The sequence below is a fragment of the Eubacterium sp. AF34-35BH genome (genome assembly GCF_003477765.1).
Classification (GTDB): Bacteria; Bacillota; Clostridia; order Lachnospirales; family Lachnospiraceae; genus Eubacterium_G.
Map to the genome: position 1 here is coordinate 195274 of NZ_QUDZ01000005.1, position 19336 is coordinate 214609.

The 19336-nt window shown below is 30.6% G+C and carries 20 protein-coding genes and 1 tRNA gene; 3 read left to right on the forward strand and 18 right to left on the reverse strand.

Annotation, left to right across the window (positions count from 1 at the left end):
* Position 1: 1 nt before the first annotated feature.
* The 16 genes from DWZ69_RS07570 to DWZ69_RS07645 all read right to left on the reverse strand — a co-directional run bounded on the left by DWZ69_RS07570 (position 2) and on the right by DWZ69_RS07645 (position 14006).
* Positions 2-700: a LytTR family DNA-binding domain-containing protein gene (locus tag DWZ69_RS07570; RefSeq protein ID WP_118000001.1), complete on the reverse strand. Its 699-nt coding sequence runs from the start codon at positions 698-700 to the stop codon at positions 2-4.
* A gap of 5 nt (positions 701-705) precedes the next feature.
* Complete coding sequence (locus tag DWZ69_RS07575; RefSeq protein ID WP_118000002.1) at positions 706-1998, reverse strand: GHKL domain-containing protein; 1293 nt, start codon at positions 1996-1998, stop codon at positions 706-708.
* A gap of 256 nt (positions 1999-2254) precedes the next feature.
* The gene (locus DWZ69_RS07580) at positions 2255-3247 is read right to left on the reverse strand and encodes a hypothetical protein (RefSeq protein ID WP_118436607.1); all 993 of its coding nucleotides are present in this window, start codon (positions 3245-3247) and stop codon (positions 2255-2257) included.
* 834 nt (positions 3248-4081) lie between these two features.
* Entirely contained in the window at positions 4082-4738 is a 657-nt protein-coding gene (locus DWZ69_RS07585; RefSeq protein ID WP_118024952.1) for an ATP-binding cassette domain-containing protein, read from the reverse strand.
* Positions 4738-5595, reverse strand: a complete 858-nt coding sequence (locus tag DWZ69_RS07590) for a hypothetical protein (RefSeq protein ID WP_118024953.1) — start codon at positions 5593-5595, stop codon at positions 4738-4740. The genes DWZ69_RS07585 and DWZ69_RS07590 overlap by 1 nt, the downstream gene beginning before the upstream one ends.
* Positions 5582-6397: a hypothetical protein gene (locus DWZ69_RS07595; RefSeq protein WP_118024954.1), complete on the reverse strand. Its 816-nt coding sequence runs from the start codon at positions 6395-6397 to the stop codon at positions 5582-5584. Before DWZ69_RS07595 ends, DWZ69_RS07590 begins: the two co-directional genes overlap by 14 nt.
* Positions 6397-7533, reverse strand: a complete 1137-nt coding sequence (locus DWZ69_RS07600; protein ID WP_118024955.1) for a hypothetical protein — start codon at positions 7531-7533, stop codon at positions 6397-6399. Before DWZ69_RS07600 ends, DWZ69_RS07595 begins: the two co-directional genes overlap by 1 nt.
* Before the next feature lie 89 nt (positions 7534-7622).
* Complete coding sequence (locus DWZ69_RS07605) at positions 7623-8033, reverse strand: hypothetical protein (protein WP_118024956.1); 411 nt, start codon at positions 8031-8033, stop codon at positions 7623-7625.
* Positions 8030-8647, reverse strand: coding sequence for an accessory gene regulator B family protein (locus DWZ69_RS07610; protein WP_118024957.1), 618 nt, complete (start codon positions 8645-8647; stop codon positions 8030-8032). Before DWZ69_RS07610 ends, DWZ69_RS07605 begins: the two co-directional genes overlap by 4 nt.
* Entirely contained in the window at positions 8640-8804 is a 165-nt protein-coding gene (locus DWZ69_RS07615; protein WP_118024958.1) for a cyclic lactone autoinducer peptide, read from the reverse strand. The genes DWZ69_RS07610 and DWZ69_RS07615 overlap by 8 nt, the downstream gene beginning before the upstream one ends.
* A gap of 185 nt (positions 8805-8989) precedes the next feature.
* Positions 8990-10297, reverse strand: coding sequence for a sensor histidine kinase (locus DWZ69_RS07620; protein ID WP_118024959.1), 1308 nt, complete (start codon positions 10295-10297; stop codon positions 8990-8992).
* Positions 10294-11025, reverse strand: a complete 732-nt coding sequence (locus DWZ69_RS07625; RefSeq protein ID WP_118024960.1) for a response regulator transcription factor — start codon at positions 11023-11025, stop codon at positions 10294-10296. Before DWZ69_RS07625 ends, DWZ69_RS07620 begins: the two co-directional genes overlap by 4 nt.
* 93 nt (positions 11026-11118) lie before the next feature.
* The gene (locus tag DWZ69_RS07630) at positions 11119-11916 is read right to left on the reverse strand and encodes a DUF6040 family protein (protein ID WP_118436609.1); all 798 of its coding nucleotides are present in this window, start codon (positions 11914-11916) and stop codon (positions 11119-11121) included.
* Positions 11861-13288, reverse strand: a complete 1428-nt coding sequence (gene mobQ / locus DWZ69_RS07635) for a MobQ family relaxase (RefSeq protein ID WP_158573370.1) — start codon at positions 13286-13288, stop codon at positions 11861-11863. Before mobQ ends, DWZ69_RS07630 begins: the two co-directional genes overlap by 56 nt.
* Before the next feature lie 178 nt (positions 13289-13466).
* Positions 13467-13775 carry a relaxasome subunit MobC gene (locus DWZ69_RS07640; RefSeq protein ID WP_118024963.1) on the reverse strand — a complete coding sequence of 103 codons (309 nt, stop codon included), beginning with the start codon at positions 13773-13775 and terminating at the stop codon, positions 13467-13469.
* 15 nt (positions 13776-13790) lie between these two features.
* Positions 13791-14006, reverse strand: a complete 216-nt coding sequence (locus DWZ69_RS07645; RefSeq protein ID WP_021953575.1) for a helix-turn-helix domain-containing protein — start codon at positions 14004-14006, stop codon at positions 13791-13793.
* A gap of 167 nt (positions 14007-14173) precedes the next feature.
* On the opposite strand from DWZ69_RS07645, the gene DWZ69_RS07650 reads away from it, so the two are divergent.
* Together DWZ69_RS07650 and DWZ69_RS07655 are read left to right on the forward strand one after the other, a co-directional pair.
* Positions 14174-14773 carry a helix-turn-helix transcriptional regulator gene (locus tag DWZ69_RS07650; protein WP_118024964.1) on the forward strand — a complete coding sequence of 200 codons (600 nt, stop codon included), beginning with the start codon at positions 14174-14176 and terminating at the stop codon, positions 14771-14773.
* Positions 14774-14901: 128 nt separating this feature from the next.
* Complete coding sequence (locus DWZ69_RS07655; protein ID WP_118436611.1) at positions 14902-16278, forward strand: site-specific integrase; 1377 nt, start codon at positions 14902-14904, stop codon at positions 16276-16278.
* A 544-nt stretch (positions 16279-16822) separates the two neighbouring features.
* On the opposite strand, the gene DWZ69_RS07660 is transcribed toward DWZ69_RS07655, so the two are convergent.
* Positions 16823-16895, reverse strand: a tRNA-Lys gene (locus DWZ69_RS07660).
* 288 nt (positions 16896-17183) lie between these two features.
* Here DWZ69_RS07660 and DWZ69_RS07665 point away from each other — a divergent pair.
* A complete protein-coding gene (locus tag DWZ69_RS07665) occupies positions 17184-18464 on the forward strand; it encodes an AI-2E family transporter (protein WP_118436613.1) in 1281 nt (426 codons plus the stop codon).
* Between the two features lie 71 nt (positions 18465-18535).
* On the opposite strand, the gene trmB is transcribed toward DWZ69_RS07665, so the two are convergent.
* Positions 18536-19174: a tRNA (guanosine(46)-N7)-methyltransferase TrmB gene (gene trmB, locus DWZ69_RS07670; protein WP_118000007.1), complete on the reverse strand. Its 639-nt coding sequence runs from the start codon at positions 19172-19174 to the stop codon at positions 18536-18538.
* Between the last annotated feature and the right edge of the window lie 162 nt (positions 19175-19336).

Genomic DNA, 19336 nt, shown 5'->3' on the forward strand with positions numbered 1-19336 from the left:
ATTACATAGCTGCGATTTTTTTCTTTGCTGCAATATATCGTTTTTTCGTTTCTGCATATTTTCTCACGCTAACATAAGATTTCTCATTATCTTTAAAATATGCAAATTCTTTATCAATGTATTCCACCTTTGCCATATTGGTCAAATAGGATTTGTGACTTCGGTAAAACCCATATGTTTCTAACCGGTTTTCCAAGTCATTGATTTTTTCATCCGAAATAAAGCAACCCTCTTCTGTATGAATTAGTGTTTTTCTTGACTTTGTTTCAATATATAGAATTGAATTAATAGGAATTTCTCTTGTCTCATTACTTTTATGCCCTATTATGCAGGCGTATTTATTTTCATTTATTTTTTGTATTGCTCCAAAAGCTTCTTCTAATTCATTCTGCATATTTAACTTATCAATGTATCGAAATGCATTTACCAAAAATCCCTGTCTTGCACAGTCCAAATGTGTCGTAAGAATTATGACAATACTGTTTTTATTACTTTTGTTGTATTCCGTTATTGTCTCAAAGCCGTTTAAATCCGGCATTTCTACATCCATAATTACAACATCATAGTATTTGTCTTTTTTCAGGAATTCCATTCCCGAGCTAAACATTTCAATTCTGTCTTTATCTCCTGTGTAATTATTAATTACTTTTTGCGCTACTTCTCTCCAACAGCTTTCATCATCAACAATGGCTATATTCATTTTCCTTATACCTCATTATTCTTTAATGTAACTGATACAACAAAACAACCATTTTCGATTTCTATGTCTATTAACCCGTTACATGCATTGACGCTATCTTCTACATTTTTCAATCCCCAACCATGATACTGTTTTTCGGGCTTTTTAGTTTTTAGATTTTTCTTATTAAGATTATTATCACAATAAGAATTTCCAATTTCTATTATTATCTCGTTTTCCGTATAACGACATATTACCCAAACTTTCTTTATCGTGGCTTTTTCTGCCGCCTCTATAGCATTGCTCAACAGATTAGAAAATATTGTACATAAATGATATGCACTAACACTACAGTTTATTGGGAAATGTCCCTGAATCTGTATGTTAATGCCTTTGTTAATTGCTTCAGCATAATATTTATCTAATATGGCATTGGCAATATCATTTCCAACATTTACCTTAGTTCCTAACCTGTCAACGCGCTCTATAATATCCTGAAGATATTTTTCAAATTCTTCATTCTTCCCCTCTTTTTTCACTTTATCCAATAGATATAAATGATTTCTTATATCATGTCTGAATTTCTTGGTTTCGACTTCCCTTTGTTCCAGGTATTCGTAATAGTTTTTTTGTTCTTCCAAGTATTTCTTTGCTAACATTTCATTTTCTCTGTGTATATTTCTTGAAATTATCAAAGCTACTGTTGAAACTATTTGAATTATTAATCCTATGGAAACAAGTAAATAAATTATGATGTAAACAGCTTTCCCGTCATGTACAACCTGTTTCATTGTTATATATGCCAGTATTGCCAATACACAGAAATTTGCCATTATATTTATCGTCATAATTGTCCAATATTTAACAGCTATCTTCTTTATTCCGTAAATATACTTTCGTTTTATTATAATTGATAAAACAATAATGCAAATCAACGTTAATAGTGATGCTATTAGATTAGAATAATTTCTTGCATTGAGTTTTAGCATCTCTACTATTGTCTCAACAATTTGTGAAAAAAACATCTCAACACATTCCAATACCATAGAGCTTCCTATGATATATACAATTACCGTCTTATTTTTTTCAACAAAACAAATCTTTATAATTATAAATATACATACTAAAAAGCTTATTAAATCCAGCCCCGTATGTTTCATCAATACAGGATTAGCACTGAATATGGATACAATAATTGTTGCTAATATTTTTAGACCATTACTATTTTTAGATTTAGTAAACTGTAAAATATTTTCTGCAATCAATAAAATCCCCATTATATGAAAAAGATTTGCCAGTATATTACAAAATATGTTCATTGATTTCTTTGCTCCCTAATGTAAAATATATTAAATTATACCATATTTTTACATATAAGATTAATATAAATCAACTCATTTTAATAAGCTCCAAAACCAATGTACCCACTTGTACACTTCCCTTGTCCTTTCCGTATATACTGTTGTATTGCCCGGACAAGAGTTAGCATACTTCTTTTTATTTAATTGTAAATAGTTTTTGCACGAACGTCGTTTTTTTCGACATAAGCGTTGATTTTTTTCTGATTTTTACATCTTATTTGACTATATTTATATAATTTTTATACTCTTCAAATTCTGTTAAAAAGTCGTTTATTTGTGATTTTTTTACATTACCTGACATGGTAATTTTGATTTCTTTGGAAGTAATAGCACATCCAACTATGTAGTCATATTTTTCTCTGTCGTGAAGAATTTGATTGCTAATAAACTCTTTTACAGTTTTTAATTTTGCATAAGAAATTTCTCTATTTCCAAACACAATGTCCTCTGGTGAATCTACAATTTTTAATATTTTTTTGCGATTTTCACTGTTATCTCTGCATATAAAAACTTTTAGTTTCAAATCGCCATCAACCAGTGCAATCTCGTTTCCGCTATACCAGGATTCACCTTCATATTTTTGTAATGCAGTAACATATTTTTGCATCTTTTGATACCTATTGTATTGTTCTGAATAATCTGTCTTCATTTGAATATCACATTGATTAATAAGCCAATTATTAAATTCTTCAGAGATATTCTCAAAAGCAAAAGTCTTTACACTTTTATCTTTTTCATATATATTTCCAATCAGACTTCCCCTAGTTGGATTATAATTAATCAAAATATTTAACCCTTTTTTCCCATATATTTTTATTGTTCGCTTTTTGGGAGCTTCTACTTCATTTTCATCATCAGCTCCGTTTTTATTCAATGTTTTTAATTTAGATAGTTGATTATATAAATAATCAATATCATCTTTATTTGTGAATGTTATTGTTTGAATTGGTTCTACCCATGATACATCTTCCTGTGAATTTTCACCTACAACAATTTTTGAAATGTCCTTGTAAGATTTTATATTAATTTCATTTAACAAAGATTTTCCGGTTTTACCCTTGTCTTTTTTAGTAGTAGTGCTTTCATTAACTACCTGACTGTTGTCTTTTTTTGCTGCTTTACCAACTTGGAAATACGCAATTCCACTGATAATTCCAACCACCAGGCACACCACAATAGTTATGCATAATTTCTTCTTATTTTTCATATTTCCCTCCTGAATTTTGTTTTATCTTATGTTAAAACTACTGTAATGGAAAAATGTATGAAACTTGTAACTGAAACTTTTAGAAATAGATTTTGTAAGTTTTTATTTAGATATGTACTTTTTCATACTTCCCCATTATGAAATAAAGTTGTACACAAAACGCATACAACTTTATAATAATATGTATTCATATATTTGTCAAAAATTCCAGTATTTAAAGCTACCTGCCCTGTTTTTTATGCTTTTCTATTGCACCAATAATTACGAATAGAACGCCTAATATTTGCTGCTCTCCACTTTAATTCGTCACATACAGCTCGATTACGCTTCGCTTCATTTCGCTGATGCGACATTCGCCGATTACTCACCACTTGAATGAGTCACATACAGCTCAATTACGCTTTGCTTCATTTCGCTGATGCGGCATTCGCCGCATTAAAAAAAGAGAGAATGTTCTTTTCGAAATGTAAACATTTCTCTCTGAACATTCTCTCTTTTTTTATGTGACTCATTGCTTACGCACAAAGAAAAGTACCACCCCAGGCAATTTAATGTCCGAAACGGTACCCGCAAGTGCGCCTCCAGGGATGCGGTTGTCCTGTGGACAACTCTGCCCTTGGCAGAAGCATCGACCGAAATGACAATTGAGGCCTCGAACCCTGCACACCCTGAAAGCCCTAGGGCATTTTATATCAGTTTATTATGCATTATTTTGTGTTATAAAAATGCCCGCAATTCCTTTATTTATCGGGCATTGCGGGCAATATAAAACTTTATGGTATTTTATAATAAAATGTAAAAAGTTCAAGTGTTTGTGGGAAGGATTTTAGGTTTTTATTCATTTTCCTTATTAGTTCCTAATATCAGACGTCCATTATCCATAAAGCATACTCTGTCACATAGAATATTTATATCCTCCTTTGTATGACTCGCCATAATAATTGTTTTTCCCTGTTCTTTTAATGTCAGTAACAGTTTTCTGATTTGTTTTACTCCATCATTATCAAGTCCATTGAACGGTTCATCAAGAATTAACAAATCCGGATTATCAATAATTGCCTGTGCTAATCCAAGCCTCTGGTTCATACCAAGAGAAAACTTTCCAACCTTCTTTTTACTATCAGGATCCAGACCAACCAACTCAATTACTTCCCTGATTCTTTGTTTATTCACTTTTGAGTTAATGGAAGAAAGAAACTCAAGATTTTTGTATGCCGTATAATTTGGCATAAATCCCGGTGTCTCGATAATAAATCCGAGATTTTCTGCAAACTTATCCTTTACTCCCACTTTCTGATTATTCACTAGAATCTCCCCCTCTGTTACCGGAATAAATCCACAAATACACTTCATCAGCATTGTCTTTCCCGAACCATTTCTTCCTACCAAACCACATATGCTTCCTTTTTCTACACTTAAATTAACTTTGTCAAGAATTAATGCATCTTTTATATTTAATGTCACATTTTTCACTTTTACCATTTCATTCATTATCGTTGCCTCCTGTTATCTATGCTTATACCCTTTGTAAATTTTGCACTAACCATTACAATTGCCATAAGTATTAAACTTCCACCTATTAATACGCTAGTTGCATATAAGAATGTAGGATTCCATTGGTTCACTCCTGTTATCACTGACAATTTCATCAACGACACTGGTGAAAATCTATATAAACTGTCACTAAAGAAATTGTATATTGCCAAATCTCCAAATATAATCATTGCTGCTAACAATACTCCCACCTGATTTTTTAACAGATAATTCAAAGCAAATACCAACATTCCAATAAACCACAAAAGTAATGTACATAAAAAAATAGTTTTTGCAGTTGCTTCAATAGGCATATAATTCTCTACTACCGTCTGGTTGAAATCATGTATACCAAACTGTTGTGCTGCATCAGTTCTTGTTAAGGTAAGTATTGCCTTTCCCCAACTTGTGCCAAATTCAATTTTAGTTCCGAAATTTATAATGGTAAAAACATACATTGATAACGTATATAATGCAGAATAAGATAACATAAACAATGATTCACCTATTATCCATGATTTTTTCCCGCATCTTGCTACCAGAAAAAGATATCCATTACCTATAAATGGAGCATCGCATACTAGAATAAGGTATCCCAATAAAATTATAATTGGAAACACTATGTCATTCATCAATATGGGATACAAATATGGCTCAATACCAATTCCCACTGCTTTTAAGAAATCCATAATAGGTTCTTCATAGGCTCTAATATACAAAAACATTATTAAAAAGATAATTAAAGTTTTTATATTAATAATCTTTGAAATCATTTGAAATTTCCATACTGCATATATCTTTCTAATATTTTTCATATACCAATTTTCTCCTTAATCCTTTTCTAAACATAAACTGCCCTGCAATGATAATTAATATAAGAATTAATAATATTATTGTTTCAGTTTGCCAAAATGACTTTCCAATCTCTTGTCGTCCAAACAAATAGTAATCAATTCGCTGATTATATGGTATATTTATAATTTTAGAAATTTCTACGTAAATTCTATATATAAGGTATGGCGATACCATAACAAAATACTTATTTGTTATCAACGTGGACATACATATAGCAATTACGGATGCCAATGCTCCCACTATAAAATAAAGAGTTGCCATTATTATAATATATTTTATTCCACTATGAGTATTCAGTGTATATCCATAATTTGCTGTCGTTTTAAGATTTTCTAGTAACTCTGGATTAAGCAATGATACATTATGCATCTTTATGGATATCACATACAATATAAATCCAACTATTGCAATACTTCCTCCTGAAAGTGTTGCAATAGAAACGTACAGTCTTGCATATTTTTTTAGCCCGCATTTTCTAACCATCCACGGAACAATTCCCGCTTTCCATTCCTCGCAGAAGCGTAATCCAAATCCTGCTGTAGATACTATATTTATCATTTGAATATACATTCCAAAATATATTGCATCCAGAAGAGTGCTTATAATATCCCATTCTTTTGCAGTTACACTCCAATGATAAGAAGAAAACATCATAGGTATTCCTGTATCTAGTTGAAACAATAAAAAAATACAGGCAACACACAAACAGAATCTTACATTGAATACAATTTCTCCATAGTTTTTAATTTCTCTTTTCAACATTATCGTAACACCTCTCCTGTTACGGCATCCACCATGTAAATCTCTTCACCATTATCGTCATCTTTATTTTTTTGTTCAAGCTTAACCATAACATCAAATATCCACACCGGTCGTATTTCTATTTTCTTATTGTCTGATGTACTAATCATTACATATCTAAATTGTGCATCTTTAATGGTCTTTTCATCTGTAAGTATAATTGACGTCAAATCATCTTTTAATGATTTTAATGCTTGTGCCACTGTTACTATTTCATCTTCCTTTCTATTCTTTACTTTAATAACACTACTGAAATCAACATACACAAAACCATTCTTATTATATATTATTGTTATATAAACAGGATTAATGTTTTTTCCATTAGACAACTCCATAGTCTCACCACTATTTATATTTATCCCATCCAATGACAATTCTGCTACAACATAATATGCATCGTCTTTTTTTCGCCAATTTTTTTTCCATTGTTGTTGTTCTTTATACTCCTCACGTATCATCTCATCACTACTTTTTTCCGCTTCCTCAAAATATTTATTTTGTATACTATTTAAATAATCACTTGTAAGGGATCTAACATTAAAATTTCCTACAGAAAAACCTGGTAAGATTTCTTTTATTCTTTTTTCTATTTTTTCATCCAATTTCTTTTTTGAAAGAAAACTTAGTTCATCTTCGGTACCTAGGTTTGTCGGCATATTATTCACATCCCATGCATCTGAATCATAGCCAAGAAATGCTCTATAATAATCACTTTCCTTTGTTCTTCCATTTGTTCCTTCTATTGTGGAATATATATATAACCCATTTTCTGATGTTAACTCTTCCATATCCGAGTCATCTTCTCGCTCTTCTTTCGTTATACTAGTTTTGCTTTTGTCTTTATCGAAAAATATATCTTTTATTTTTTTCACTGGTACTGACGTATATTCAACCTCATAAGAATTATAATTTTTTCTGGGAATATTATCTGCTTTAAAATCTGCCACCAATTTGTCATCTAACTTCTCTCTTTTCCACTCCTTTTGAGCCTTATTATAATTATTTGAAGTCTTACTATTATTGTTACACCCACACACAAACATACTTGCTAATGCAATTATCAAAAAGATGCCTACTCTATTTATTTTTAAATGCATAACCTTTCTCCTTTAATATTTTCAAATGCATGGGATATATATCCCATGCACCCACCTAAAATTTATATGTAATAAAAATATTTCAAAGCTTATGGAAGCCACACACCTTGCACTTTTAAACTAGAATAATCTCCGCTACTATCAATTTGTCCCACTAAATGATACTTTGTATTTTTATATCCTTTTGCCGTATATGGCAATTTATACTTCTTAATTTTCTTAATTAGTGTATAATTTGTTACTGCCGCATTATTAGATGCCTTTCTTACACGGCATCCAAATACATCACCTGATAAAAAATTACTGTAGTTCGTATCCTTCAATGTAACATATGCATTTTGTTCATTATCTTCTTTTGCATAATTAGCTGTCTGCTTTTTTAGTTCTTTAGCTTTAAAATCGAATTTAAAAGACTGGTTTGCCGCAAAAACTCCTGTACAACCTAATGACATACATAACGCCAATGTTAACGCTGTTACTTTTCCTATTTTCTTTCTCATTTTAAATTCCTTTCTTCAATTAATCTGTTTTCCCTATAAATATTTCTTATGTTTTTCAACGTTCCCAATAATAGTGTCAATGCAACTAAAATAATAAAGACTATCTCGCTTGATGCCATTGTTAAATTAAGCTTATAGAAAACTGCATACAGGACAAAATCAACAGCAATCATTCCATATATTATCTTTTTATTTCGCTTAATCTGGTACTTCTCCAATGGATGGTTTGAATTAATCAATGGTGAAAATACTATTATCACTATAATTGACAGTATCCCGAGTATTTGCATAACAATATTTACATATAAGTTTTCTGCACAATGAACCAACACTATTGACAGACCATATACTCCTATCGAACATAAAAAGCAAACCTCGCTTCTTTTACAATGATATCCTCCTGCAAGCATTCTCAGCGGTATAAAGAATAAAATGAAAGCCAGCATGTGAAATAATTCTCCTGACAATATGCTTATCAATAAACATGTTAATAAGATGCTTCCATTCAATATGATAACCTCTACTGCATACAGATAAATCTCATATGACTGAATATCTAACATTTTATTTTTTATTAATAAGAATGTAACATCTTCCGCTAAATGTTTAAACACTCTTATTTACCTTATGGCAACTCTTTTTTGTCTGCTTTTCTTTCAAAAGTTGCATAGGCATTTTAGGCTCATAAAAGCAGAAAATGGATGCTGATTCACTTGACACTTTTGCAACAGACTTTAAAATCTTACCGACTAATTTCTTGTTTTCTTTCATTTGTTTTCATCTCCTTTCATCATTTTAATTTTGTCCTTGAGTTTACCCCATAGCAATACTTTTGATTTCTGTATTGCTATTACAAATAGTATCAAAAAATATCCCACAAAACGAAAAATGGATTTTTTTGCTATTTTTTTGGATTATTTTGCAAAAAAAAATTAACTCTGGAATGAACTCCAGAGTTATCTTTTTTTGTTTAATATCATAATTTTTGTAATTACTTCGTCATCTTCTTTTATCATTTGATATGTTCCATCATACTTTTCTAAAATACTTTTTACATTTTTCAATCCAATTCCATGAAACCTCTTTTCTTTTTTTGTAGTCGAAAGTTTATCAGGTAATTTGCCCTTATATGAATTAATTACTTTTATGATTAGTAATTTTTTTATTTCCTTAACAATAATTTCAATACGTTTCTCACTTTGTGTTTCACATGCCTCTATGGCATTATCAATTAAATTCCCAAAAATACACACAAAATCTATATCTGAAACTATGCATTCCGGTGGAATTTTAACATTAACTGAAAAGTTTATCCCCTTTTTTTCTGCCAAATTTTGTTTTGTGTTTATAATGGCATCTACCACTTCATTACCTGTTTTTATGTAATAAATCTTCTGCGCCAGAGTCTCACTTTCATTTTCAATAAAATCTTTTAATTCTTCTATTTTTCCTTCATCTAACCAGTGTTTAATTACCAATACTTTATGTTTATAATCGTGTATGCTACTTCTCCATAAATTAAAGGTCTGTTCCGTATTTTTCTCAGCTTTTACATTCATTTCATTTTGTAATTCCAACAAAGCTAGCTCCTGTTTTTGTTGATAATTTTCCGCTAACTTTAATACCAAATCAAACATCACGATTATCATTACAATTGAAAAGAAAAAAAAGATAACCGAAAATAACCTTATATCCTGACTGTCGGATACTATACTTTTTTCAATAGTATAGTAATCTAAAGCAACTAATATAATTGCAATAAAACATATTACAACTATATACTTTTTAGGAATGTCTACTTTTTCATAATTATATTTATAAATTAAGTAAATTAAAATGCATAATATCAACTTACTAATGAAAACGCATCCACAACGTTCTAAACTTTGCTCGTTAAGCAGATAACTTGTCTTTACCGACATAAGGATTCCACCCATTTGTGCAATAACAAAATCAATTGCCGAATCTATTACCGCATAAATTAAAGTCGATAATATCAGTAAGTTATATCTCTGCCTGTATATAATACACTGTAGCGAAAACAACATAATAATTCCCAATATTCCATTAATAAATGAAAACAGCTCCATTTTGTTTACTGTCATAACCATAATGGACGCTAAACAGGAATATACAAATATTCTCATTTTACTATTTTTATCATTAAATGATTCATTTTTTATAAAAATTTTTACTAAAATACAACACAATATAGTTTCCACTAATGTTGCAAAATATTCTACGCTCCAATATAATACTATCATACTCTTCTGCTCCAATAACTTGATATGGCTTCTTTTACTTCTTTTATTCTTGGTCTGCTGACAATCAATTTTGTTCCATTATCCAATGTTATATCGTGACCTGAATATTCATCTATATATTTCACATTAACAATACAACCACTATGTATTTGGATAAAATCTTCATCATTCAATTCACTATAAAGTTTCTTTATGGTTTTTCTTCCTACAAGATTTCTTTTTTGATTACCGTTTGTAAATACACTCATCCTTCTTGCATATACTTCAAAATACATAATACTTGTATGTTTTAAGCGGACTTCTCCATCCTCTGTTTTAACTACAATGCTTTTAGCATTTTCACTGGAAATTCGTTTATATGCTCTTTTCAGTGAATATTCAATTTCTTCTTCTATTTTATTTTTCCTAATATATTTGAATGGATTATAATCAATAGATTCAAACACATACTGTTCATGTGCGGAAATAAAAATAAGTATAATATCAGACCCTGCATTTCGTATTTTTTTTGCGACTTCAAGACCGGAAATATTTGGCATGTCTATGTCTAAAAATAAAATGTCAAAGTCTTCTTTGCTGTTACAAATCAAATCTACCACTTCATTCCCATCCATATAAAGATAAGTTTCTATTGTAATGTTTAAATTATTTGCAGCTTTAACCAATTCTTTCTGAATAATATCTAAAGATGCCTGTTTATCATCACACACTGCAATATTCACTATCATTGATTTCACCCCCAACCAGTATTTTTAGATTACAATTCTGTATTGTAACAGAGAATACAATAAAACTCAAATTTGTCTAATTATGCAAATAATTTATTTAATGTATTCTTTTGCTAACATAAAAACAACTAACGCAACTCCAATCCCCCCACTTATTAATATCAGCACATAATTTCTTCTAACTATATCTTCAACATTCACCATCACTTTTATAATGGCATAAATCACCAACACAACCATTGCACCCATAACTAAATTGATTTTCCATAAATTATTTATTACATCTCCAAAAATAATTATTGCCAGTAATTCTGTTAATACAACTATAGCTGCGTTTCTATCTAATACTTTATTTCTAATCAGCTTTACGATTTTTATAACTAAAACCATTATTAACATAACGATCAACAAAAGCATTATTGTTATTCCAACATATGCCAATATTTTCACACCGTCTGCCATGTTTTTGTTACCTATATTACAATTTATTTCAAATCCGACAATGTTATATGCTTTTTTAATTAATCTAATTACTCTAATAAATATATTTTTAATCCAATTACCAATTTGAAAAATGTCTTTTTTCAAAACACTATTTCTATATGCAACGCATAACGAAAATACAATTCCATATGTAAGTAATATAAAAATCAATCCCTTATACTTTTTCTCCATTTGGTTTTCTGTTTTCAATTTTCCCATCAGGACTTGTTGACTTACTTCTTTTTGTAAGTCCTGCTTTCTTAATTCAAGTTTTTTCTCTTTTTCTGACAATTTTATTTCTTTATTTTCAAGTAATTTCTTTTGCACCTTGATTTCGTTTATTATTGCGTTGTTATCTTCTCTTTGCCTGTCTGTCTGTTCTTTTATTTTCATTGCTTCTTTCATCATTTCTTCTGCTTTCCTCAACTGCAAGTCGCTCTCGCTCAAGCTCTCTATTTTCTCGTTCAACAATTTTATTTTCTCTGCTTGATTCTGAATCTGCAATGATGCTTTCTGCAATGTCCGTTGCAGTTTTAAGTTGTCTGATGATTGTTTCTGTATCTTTGCTTTCTGCGTTAATATTGTTGTTTCCATCTGCTGTAACTCCGCTGTCAGTTCTTCTGCTAAGTCTGCCAGCTCGTTCATTTTTAATTTTTCTGATTCTGTCATCTATCTTACTACTCTCCTTCCTCATTCTTCTTTTGATTTCAGCAATTGCTGATTCTGTTGTTTTAATGTTTTGTTCTGTTCTATTAATTTTCTGTTCTGTATCATTAATGAATCTACCTGTTGACTCAACAGACTGTTTTCCTGATTCAGTTCTTCCATTAGGCTCAATGTATCCCCTACCTTTTCTATCACTGCCAATACTTCCTTTAACTCTTCCAACTCTTTCATATATCTGTTCAACCCTTTCCTTTAATATTTTTGTTATTTCAGCAATGCTCTTCTTAATCTGCATTACCAATTTATTTGATTCCTTAACTTTTCTGTTATACTCACATCTGTCTGATACTTTTCCCTTTTGTTCCATTTGTCTTGCTGCATAGCCTTCATGAATTGTAGGTTCAATATCTAATCCCTGCTCTTCAAAACTTCTATGATCTATTTTTTGTTCCTCTATAAGAAATTTATTGCAATAATCAGCCCAGTTTTTTCTCCATTCCTTAAGCTGTTCTTTTGAATTCCATTGATTTTGAATCACATCAATTCTTTTCCAAAGTTTTTCTTCGCCCTTTCCTTTTCTGATTCTTACCTTTTGTTTTCCATTTTCATCAAGCAATGGTATTTTGTTTCCATTATCATCACGTGCGAACTCTGTCTTTCGCATATTTGACCAACTTCCATCTTTATTAAATGCTCTCATTGTACACATACAATGCACATGATGATTTCCTTCTTTTTCATGATATGCCCAGTCTGCTGCCATTCCTTTATTTACAAAATTCTCCTTTATAAATTCCCGCATTCTTGAAATTGTCTGCTCCCGATTCCACTCATTGGGAACTGCTATTTCAAACTCTCTTGCATACTGACTGTTTCGTTTATTTTCCCTTTTTTCAACTGCATTCCATAAAGTTTCTCTATCAGCCAAATCTTCAGGTGCATTTTTAGGTAAGAGTACTTCTGCAAATACAACTTCTTCTTTTCTTGTATAGTTAAAAGATAAACCAAGTCTTGCATCCTTTAATTTTTGTCCTGAAATATATGCAGCTGACGCAACAACACATTTTCCAATACTTGATTTAATTATTCTTGTTGTAAAATGATATATTGCCATATTTACACCTCCATCCAAGTGAAACTTGGTGCTATCCAAACGCATAGTTTGGCTCCCTCTGAGTAAGAGCGCACAATGAGCAACGCGAATGTTTATAAACGTTGGGCTCCGCCCACGTATAAGTGCGCCCTTCTTAAAAGAAGAAGGGAATAGAAAAATATCTACTCCCTTTCACAAACTACTTATTTGAATTAACATTTGTTTCCTTAACTCCCATTGCTGTTGAAAAATATTTACCGTTTTGTTCCTGCTTGTTTAAAAATCCTATCAATTTAGGTATGTCATCTTTTTCAATAGTTTTTCCCAAAACTGATTCAACTGCTGCACCTACCTCAATTAACCTGTGATTTCGCTTTCTTCTATTTTCCTCAGCCTGCTTCTTTTCCAACTCTTTAATCTGTTCCTTTAAATTGTTTGCCTTTTCCAAATATGCAATTTGTTTCTTTGAAAGTTCATCTTTTCTTTCTTCATATGTTCTTTTTGCCATTTTAAATCCCTCCTATTATTTAATTGCTTCAACATCATTTCTTATTCTTAAATCTCTGCCTTCATTTTTTGACAAAAAATTTTCCAGCACATCTTTTTTAATAAGAAACTTTCTGCCTACCTTTATTACAGGTATTTTTTTCCACTCAATTAGATTTCTTAAAGTATTCTTTCCTATACCTGTAGATTTTGAAGCTTCTTCTACTGTATAAGCTAATTTAGCATTTTGCATGTTTATCATCTCCTTTCTCACTTGCATATTGCAATTATTGTTTTATAATATAATTTGCTTTTTAAAATTTGTCAATATCTTTAGCAAATTAATTTCAATACTCAATATTGCATTATGCAAATATATATGATATTATTTTGTTATCTTAAAGAGAGGAGTTTATTCCTATGAGAGATAAACAATTATGTGCTGATATTGGAAAACGTATCAAGCAAAGACGTAAAGAATTAAATCTGAGTTTAGGATATATAGCTGACAAAATGGGCGTTAATATATCCACAGCTCAAAGATATGAAGCAGGACTTATTGATAATTCTAAAAAAATTGTTGTGGACAGTCTTGCTGAAATACTTCACACTACACCGGAATGGTTACGTGGAGAAACATCAGATTTGAACTCTGATGTAAAAGATTATATGGAACTGAAACTAATTGATTCATTCAATTCAGTTTTAAAATCTTTCTCTAATAATTTAACTGAAGACGCATCAATGTTTTCTAAAAACATGTTTTTATTATTATTAAATGAATTTGCAGAATTTAACAAATCTTTTGAATTTGCTCTTTCTAATTATTCTAATAATGATAATAGTGATATTGCTAAAACTATTGGGTTTAGTTCTTCAAATGAGTTTAATGAAGTTATGTTTTTAAGAGAGCTTAACAGTACAATAAATACTTTTACCGAGTTAAGCGATATTCTTAGAACTTATGCAAAAAATCCAACTATTGCAAACAACAGACTTAACGCTCTTTTGAAGCAATAATATTTAAATAATTTTATGTAGGAGGTATTTCACATGGTTACAAAAAAATAAAAAGTTAATTACTTGAAGAAAAATGATATATTAGCCTATTATCCTTTCCCAAGTACTTAACTTGGAAAGGAAATAATATGAATAATTTTGAGTCACTACAAACAGGAAGTGTAAGAAAAAAAGGTTCTCAATGGTATTACCGATTTAGAATAAAAGATCAGGATGGAAATTGGAAAATGCATGAATTCAAGGGCGGTCAAACTAAAGCCGAAACTACTTTTATGCTAAAGCAGGCTCTTGAAGAATATCGTCAGGATGGTTCTATATTTTATGCTGGTTCCTTAACTGTAGGACAGCTTGCCGATATGTGGTACAATGCCGAAATTGAAAATAGTAATCTTACCACTAATGGCAAATACGGATATAAAAATGTAATCAATAATATTCACAATAATTCTTTTTCTCAAATCAAATTAAAGGATTTAACTATAGAAGATATTCAGGAATATGTTGACGGATTATATTTTGGCATTTATGACAATGAAGGCAATCAAATTGCCAAACCTTATGCAAAAGCAACTATGAGGAAATTTTTTCTTGTCCTTAACAATATGTTTAAGTATGCAGTCTATCCCAAAAAACTGCTTAGAGAAAATTTAATGCAATATGTTAAAAAAAGAAAAGTTGCAAAAGATAATTATCTTTTTGGTAACTCTAATGAAGCTAAAGTACAAACCATAACGCATCAGGAATTTTTAAAAATAATTAACTACTTATCTTCCGTAGAAGATTATTGTTATTTGGCATTACCAATTCAAATTGCTTACCATACAGGTATGAGAGCCGGAGAAGTATGTGGACTAACTTGGGATGATATTGATTTTGAAAATCAGGTTTTATATGTTAGACGTTCGATGTATTATGACAAGGATTTGAAAACTTGGGAGCTGAAAGTTCCTAAAAATGGCAAGCCACGAGCTATAGATTTTGGAGACAGTCTTGCCCATATTTTATTAATTGCAAAACACGAGCAACAACGAAACAAAAAAATCTATGGCGATTTGTATCAGAATCAGTTTTATCATACAACCGAAATAAGAGGTAAATCACATTGTCAGATTTATACGGACTATAACGAATCTTATATTAAGAATTCCACACGTTTTTGTCATGGAATTCATGTGGATGATATTGATTCCAACGTTTCACTATCTCCTTTAACTTTTGTATGTACAAAGCCTGATGGAGAATTACTTACAACTCAAACTCTCAAATGGTGTAACAAAGTAGTTCAGAAGAATTTGCCTGAAATCAGTCACTTTCATTTTCATTGTTTAAGACATACTTACGCTTCTACATTAGTATTAAATGGTGCTAACATTAAAGATGTACAGTCACTACTTGGACATTCAGATATAAAGATTACTCTGAATACTTATTCTCATGTTACTGAAAAATCCAGAAAGAAAGCTGTCAATATATTTGAGAATGCTATTTCTGATAAGATAGGATAGGATGAGATAAGATTTTTTACAAAATAATTTATGAATAGATATAAGAAAATATAATCGAAAATAACATCCTTCCCACAACTTGTGGGAAGATTTGTGGGAAAGGTTTACATAACATTGATTTTTTCGAACCTTTTTCCTTCTAATTTAATCTGATTTTTATTGATGTTTTTTAATGTTGATGTTGTTGTTACATTAATTTTTTAATAATGATTTTAAAACTGAAATATGTAGATTGGTAGTTATTTTAAGATTGTATTTTTCAGGGGAAAACAAGTTGCTTTTATGTTTCAGAGAAGTTTCTGGTTTTATAAGGGATTTTGCGGAATGTGCCTTTAAATAAGGCAGTGCACAGCTCGATTGCACTTAGTTTCATCTCGCTGATGCGGCATTCGCCGCATTAAATAAAAAGAAAAAAGACGCTCTGTCTTGAATGCAAGCATTCAGACCATATCGTCCTTTTTCTTTCCATTTTGCACTGCTCATTGCTAACGCACAAAAAAAGTACCACCCCAGGCAATTTAATGTCCGAAACGGTACCCGCAAGTGCGCCTCCAGGGGCTCGAACCCTGCACACCCTGATTAAGAGTCAGGTGCTCTACCAAATGAGCTAGAGGCGCTTGTTTTATTTTTGTCACTTCATCAGCGACAAGTGTTATTATATACTAGCCTTCACACTTTTTCAAGAGTTTTTTCAATTTTTTTTAACTTTTTTGTAATTTTTTATTATTTTGCCTTACTTGATGTAGTTTCTACCTATTATATATGAATTTATTTTACCATAAGTACAACTTTTGCCCTTGTACTTATTTCATTTTATATTTATACTTAACAGTGTCAAAAAGTTATTAGCCTACTTGTGCTTGCACAAAAGTGGGAAATGAAATTGAATTTTTTAGGAGACTTATATGAGCGATAACAAAAACAAATTCGAAGGTAACAGTAGATATTTTACTATTTGCATTTACAGCACTGTAACTGTTTTGATTATGGCTATTATTATTAGAGCTGTTTTCTTTTGGGAATCAACTTCAGCCACCCTTAATACTCTGCTATCTACTTTGTCACCTTTTTTTATGGGTATTTTAATTGCCTTTCTTATTAGCCCTCTTGTTTCTTGGATGAGAAAGACTGTTTTTAAGAAATGGCTTCACATTACAAATAATGCATTAAACAGATTACTTGCAATTCTTTTTTCCTATTTGCTTGTTATTTCTGTTTTGGTAGTTGGCTTGGTTTATCTTATTCCTGAGATTATTGACAGTTTGACGCAGTTGCTTGACAAAATGCCTGATTGGGCAAACAGCATTATGGATTTTATCAATAATCTTTCAAAAAGATATCCTGATATTGATTTTAAATATATTCAGAATACCGTTACTAACGCTGATACTACTTTACAAAGTACATTAAGCAAATTCATTTCAACACTTACAACTACTATTGTTACAACCGGTGTTTCTGTTGTGAAGTTTGCTATTAATTTTATTGTAGCCATTATTGTCTCATGCTACCTTATTATTGATGAAAGAATGCAGGCTCGTGGAATTAAACGTGTTGTTTTTGCATTTTTCAAAAAAGAACGTGCTGAAAGAATCTGGTATGTGACAAAACGTTCAATTAAAATTTTCAGTGATTTCTTTGATGGCAAAATGGTAGACTCACTTATTATTGGTCTTTTATGTTTTGTTTCAATGATTGTAATTTCGTTCTTTGGTGTTAAAGGATTTTCCGATTGTGCTTTGCTTGTAAGCATTGTTGTTTGTATAACAAATATGATTCCATATTTCGGACCGTTCATTGGTGGTGTACCAAGTGTTTTACTTCTTTGCATTTACTCGCCAAAGAGTGCATTGGTATTCGCTGTTTTAATTATTATTATTCAGCAGCTTGATGGTAATGTTATTGGTCCAAAGATTCTTGGTGACTCAACAGGTCTTAGACCTTTATGGATTATTTTTGCCATCACTATTGGTGGATGGTTTGCCGGTGTTATCGGTATGCTTCTTGGTGTTCCATGTGTCGCAGTTATTACCGGTTTAACTGAGGATGCTGTAAATAAACGACTTGAAGAAAAGAATATAGACCTGCCAATTTTAACTAATGAAAAGGTACGAAAAAATAAACCTGATAAAAAATTATATAATAAATTAAAAGACAGATTTAAAAATCAGACAGAAGAAAAATAAATTTTTACTATATAAAAGAGGAAAGATTAAGTTTTTTGCTTAACCTTTCCTCTTTTTAACTTCCTAATAAATTATCTTTTGGCAATTAGCTTGTGTATTGGATTTCCCATTTGTGAAAATTTGCTTTCGTATTCAGTCATAACATTTCCCTGCATTAATCTTTCATCATTATGTAAATCCCATGTTTGTTCTATTAATTCCCAGCCGGCTTCCGGAACCTGCTCTAATGAAAACTGGAATAATAAATCATTGTCTGTTTTAAATTCAACAATGCCATCTTTTTTTAGAATTACATCATAACGTTCAAAAAACTGTTTTGAAGTTAATCTTCTTTTAGCATGTCTGTCCTTTGGCCATGGATCTGAGAAGTTTAAGTAAATTCTATCCACTTCACCTTTTTCGAAAACATCACAGATATATTCTGCTTCCATTCTTATAAATCTAAGGTTAGGTACTTCAATCTCTTCACATCTTTCGATTGCTCTAATAAGTACACTTGAATATTTCTCAATTCCAATATAGTTAATGTCTGGATTTTCCATTGCAAGAGTTGTAATGAACTTTCCCTTACCCATTCCTATTTCAATTCTAATAGGGTTGTCATTTCCAAACTCTTCCTTCCACTTTCCTTTAAGTTCTGTTGGTTCATTAATTGCCATATCGTTATCGGCAATGGCTTCTCTTGAACCGGGTACATTTCTTAATCTCATGAATTTCTCCTTTTGCGTATATTTTAACAATTTTTAAAGTATTATATTCATATATTATTGTCTCTAAGAGATTTTATGATTAATTGCACAATTTTTCAAGTTTTTTATTGTAATTTCTTGTAAAAGTGCTAAAGTTAAATTGTGAGATTTATTACTCATGTA

What these genes read in the sequence shown, in the direction of transcription:
- DWZ69_RS07570 (WP_118000001.1), bottom strand. Translation starts at nt 700, where the DNA reads ATGAATATAGCCATTGTTGATGATGAAAGCTGTTGGAGAGAAGTAGCG.
- DWZ69_RS07575 (WP_118000002.1), bottom strand. Translation starts at nt 1,998, where the DNA reads ATGAACATATTTTGTAATATACTGGCAAATCTTTTTCATATAATGGGG.
- DWZ69_RS07580 (WP_118436607.1), bottom strand. Translation starts at nt 3,247, where the DNA reads ATGAAAAATAAGAAGAAATTATGCATAACTATTGTGGTGTGCCTGGTG.
- DWZ69_RS07585 (WP_118024952.1), bottom strand. Translation starts at nt 4,738, where the DNA reads ATGAATGAAATGGTAAAAGTGAAAAATGTGACATTAAATATAAAAGAT.
- DWZ69_RS07590 (WP_118024953.1), bottom strand. Translation starts at nt 5,595, where the DNA reads ATGAAAAATATTAGAAAGATATATGCAGTATGGAAATTTCAAATGATT.
- DWZ69_RS07595 (WP_118024954.1), bottom strand. Translation starts at nt 6,397, where the DNA reads ATGTTGAAAAGAGAAATTAAAAACTATGGAGAAATTGTATTCAATGTA.
- DWZ69_RS07600 (WP_118024955.1), bottom strand. Translation starts at nt 7,533, where the DNA reads ATGCATTTAAAAATAAATAGAGTAGGCATCTTTTTGATAATTGCATTA.
- DWZ69_RS07605 (WP_118024956.1), bottom strand. Translation starts at nt 8,033, where the DNA reads ATGAGAAAGAAAATAGGAAAAGTAACAGCGTTAACATTGGCGTTATGT.
- DWZ69_RS07615 (WP_118024958.1), bottom strand. Translation starts at nt 8,804, where the DNA reads ATGAAAGAAAACAAGAAATTAGTCGGTAAGATTTTAAAGTCTGTTGCA.
- DWZ69_RS07620 (WP_118024959.1), bottom strand. Translation starts at nt 10,297, where the DNA reads ATGATAGTATTATATTGGAGCGTAGAATATTTTGCAACATTAGTGGAA.
- DWZ69_RS07625 (WP_118024960.1), bottom strand. Translation starts at nt 11,025, where the DNA reads ATGATAGTGAATATTGCAGTGTGTGATGATAAACAGGCATCTTTAGAT.
- DWZ69_RS07630 (WP_118436609.1), bottom strand. Translation starts at nt 11,916, where the DNA reads ATGATGAAAGAAGCAATGAAAATAAAAGAACAGACAGACAGGCAAAGA.
- mobQ (WP_158573370.1), bottom strand. Translation starts at nt 13,288, where the DNA reads ATGGCAATATATCATTTTACAACAAGAATAATTAAATCAAGTATTGGA.
- DWZ69_RS07640 (WP_118024963.1), bottom strand. Translation starts at nt 13,775, where the DNA reads ATGGCAAAAAGAACATATGAAGAAAGAAAAGATGAACTTTCAAAGAAA.
- DWZ69_RS07645 (WP_021953575.1), bottom strand. Translation starts at nt 14,006, where the DNA reads ATGCAAAATGCTAAATTAGCTTATACAGTAGAAGAAGCTTCAAAATCT.
- DWZ69_RS07650 (WP_118024964.1), top strand. Translation starts at nt 14,174, where the DNA reads ATGAGAGATAAACAATTATGTGCTGATATTGGAAAACGTATCAAGCAA.
- DWZ69_RS07655 (WP_118436611.1), top strand. Translation starts at nt 14,902, where the DNA reads ATGAATAATTTTGAGTCACTACAAACAGGAAGTGTAAGAAAAAAAGGT.
- DWZ69_RS07665 (WP_118436613.1), top strand. Translation starts at nt 17,184, where the DNA reads ATGAGCGATAACAAAAACAAATTCGAAGGTAACAGTAGATATTTTACT.
- trmB (WP_118000007.1), bottom strand. Translation starts at nt 19,174, where the DNA reads ATGAGATTAAGAAATGTACCCGGTTCAAGAGAAGCCATTGCCGATAAC.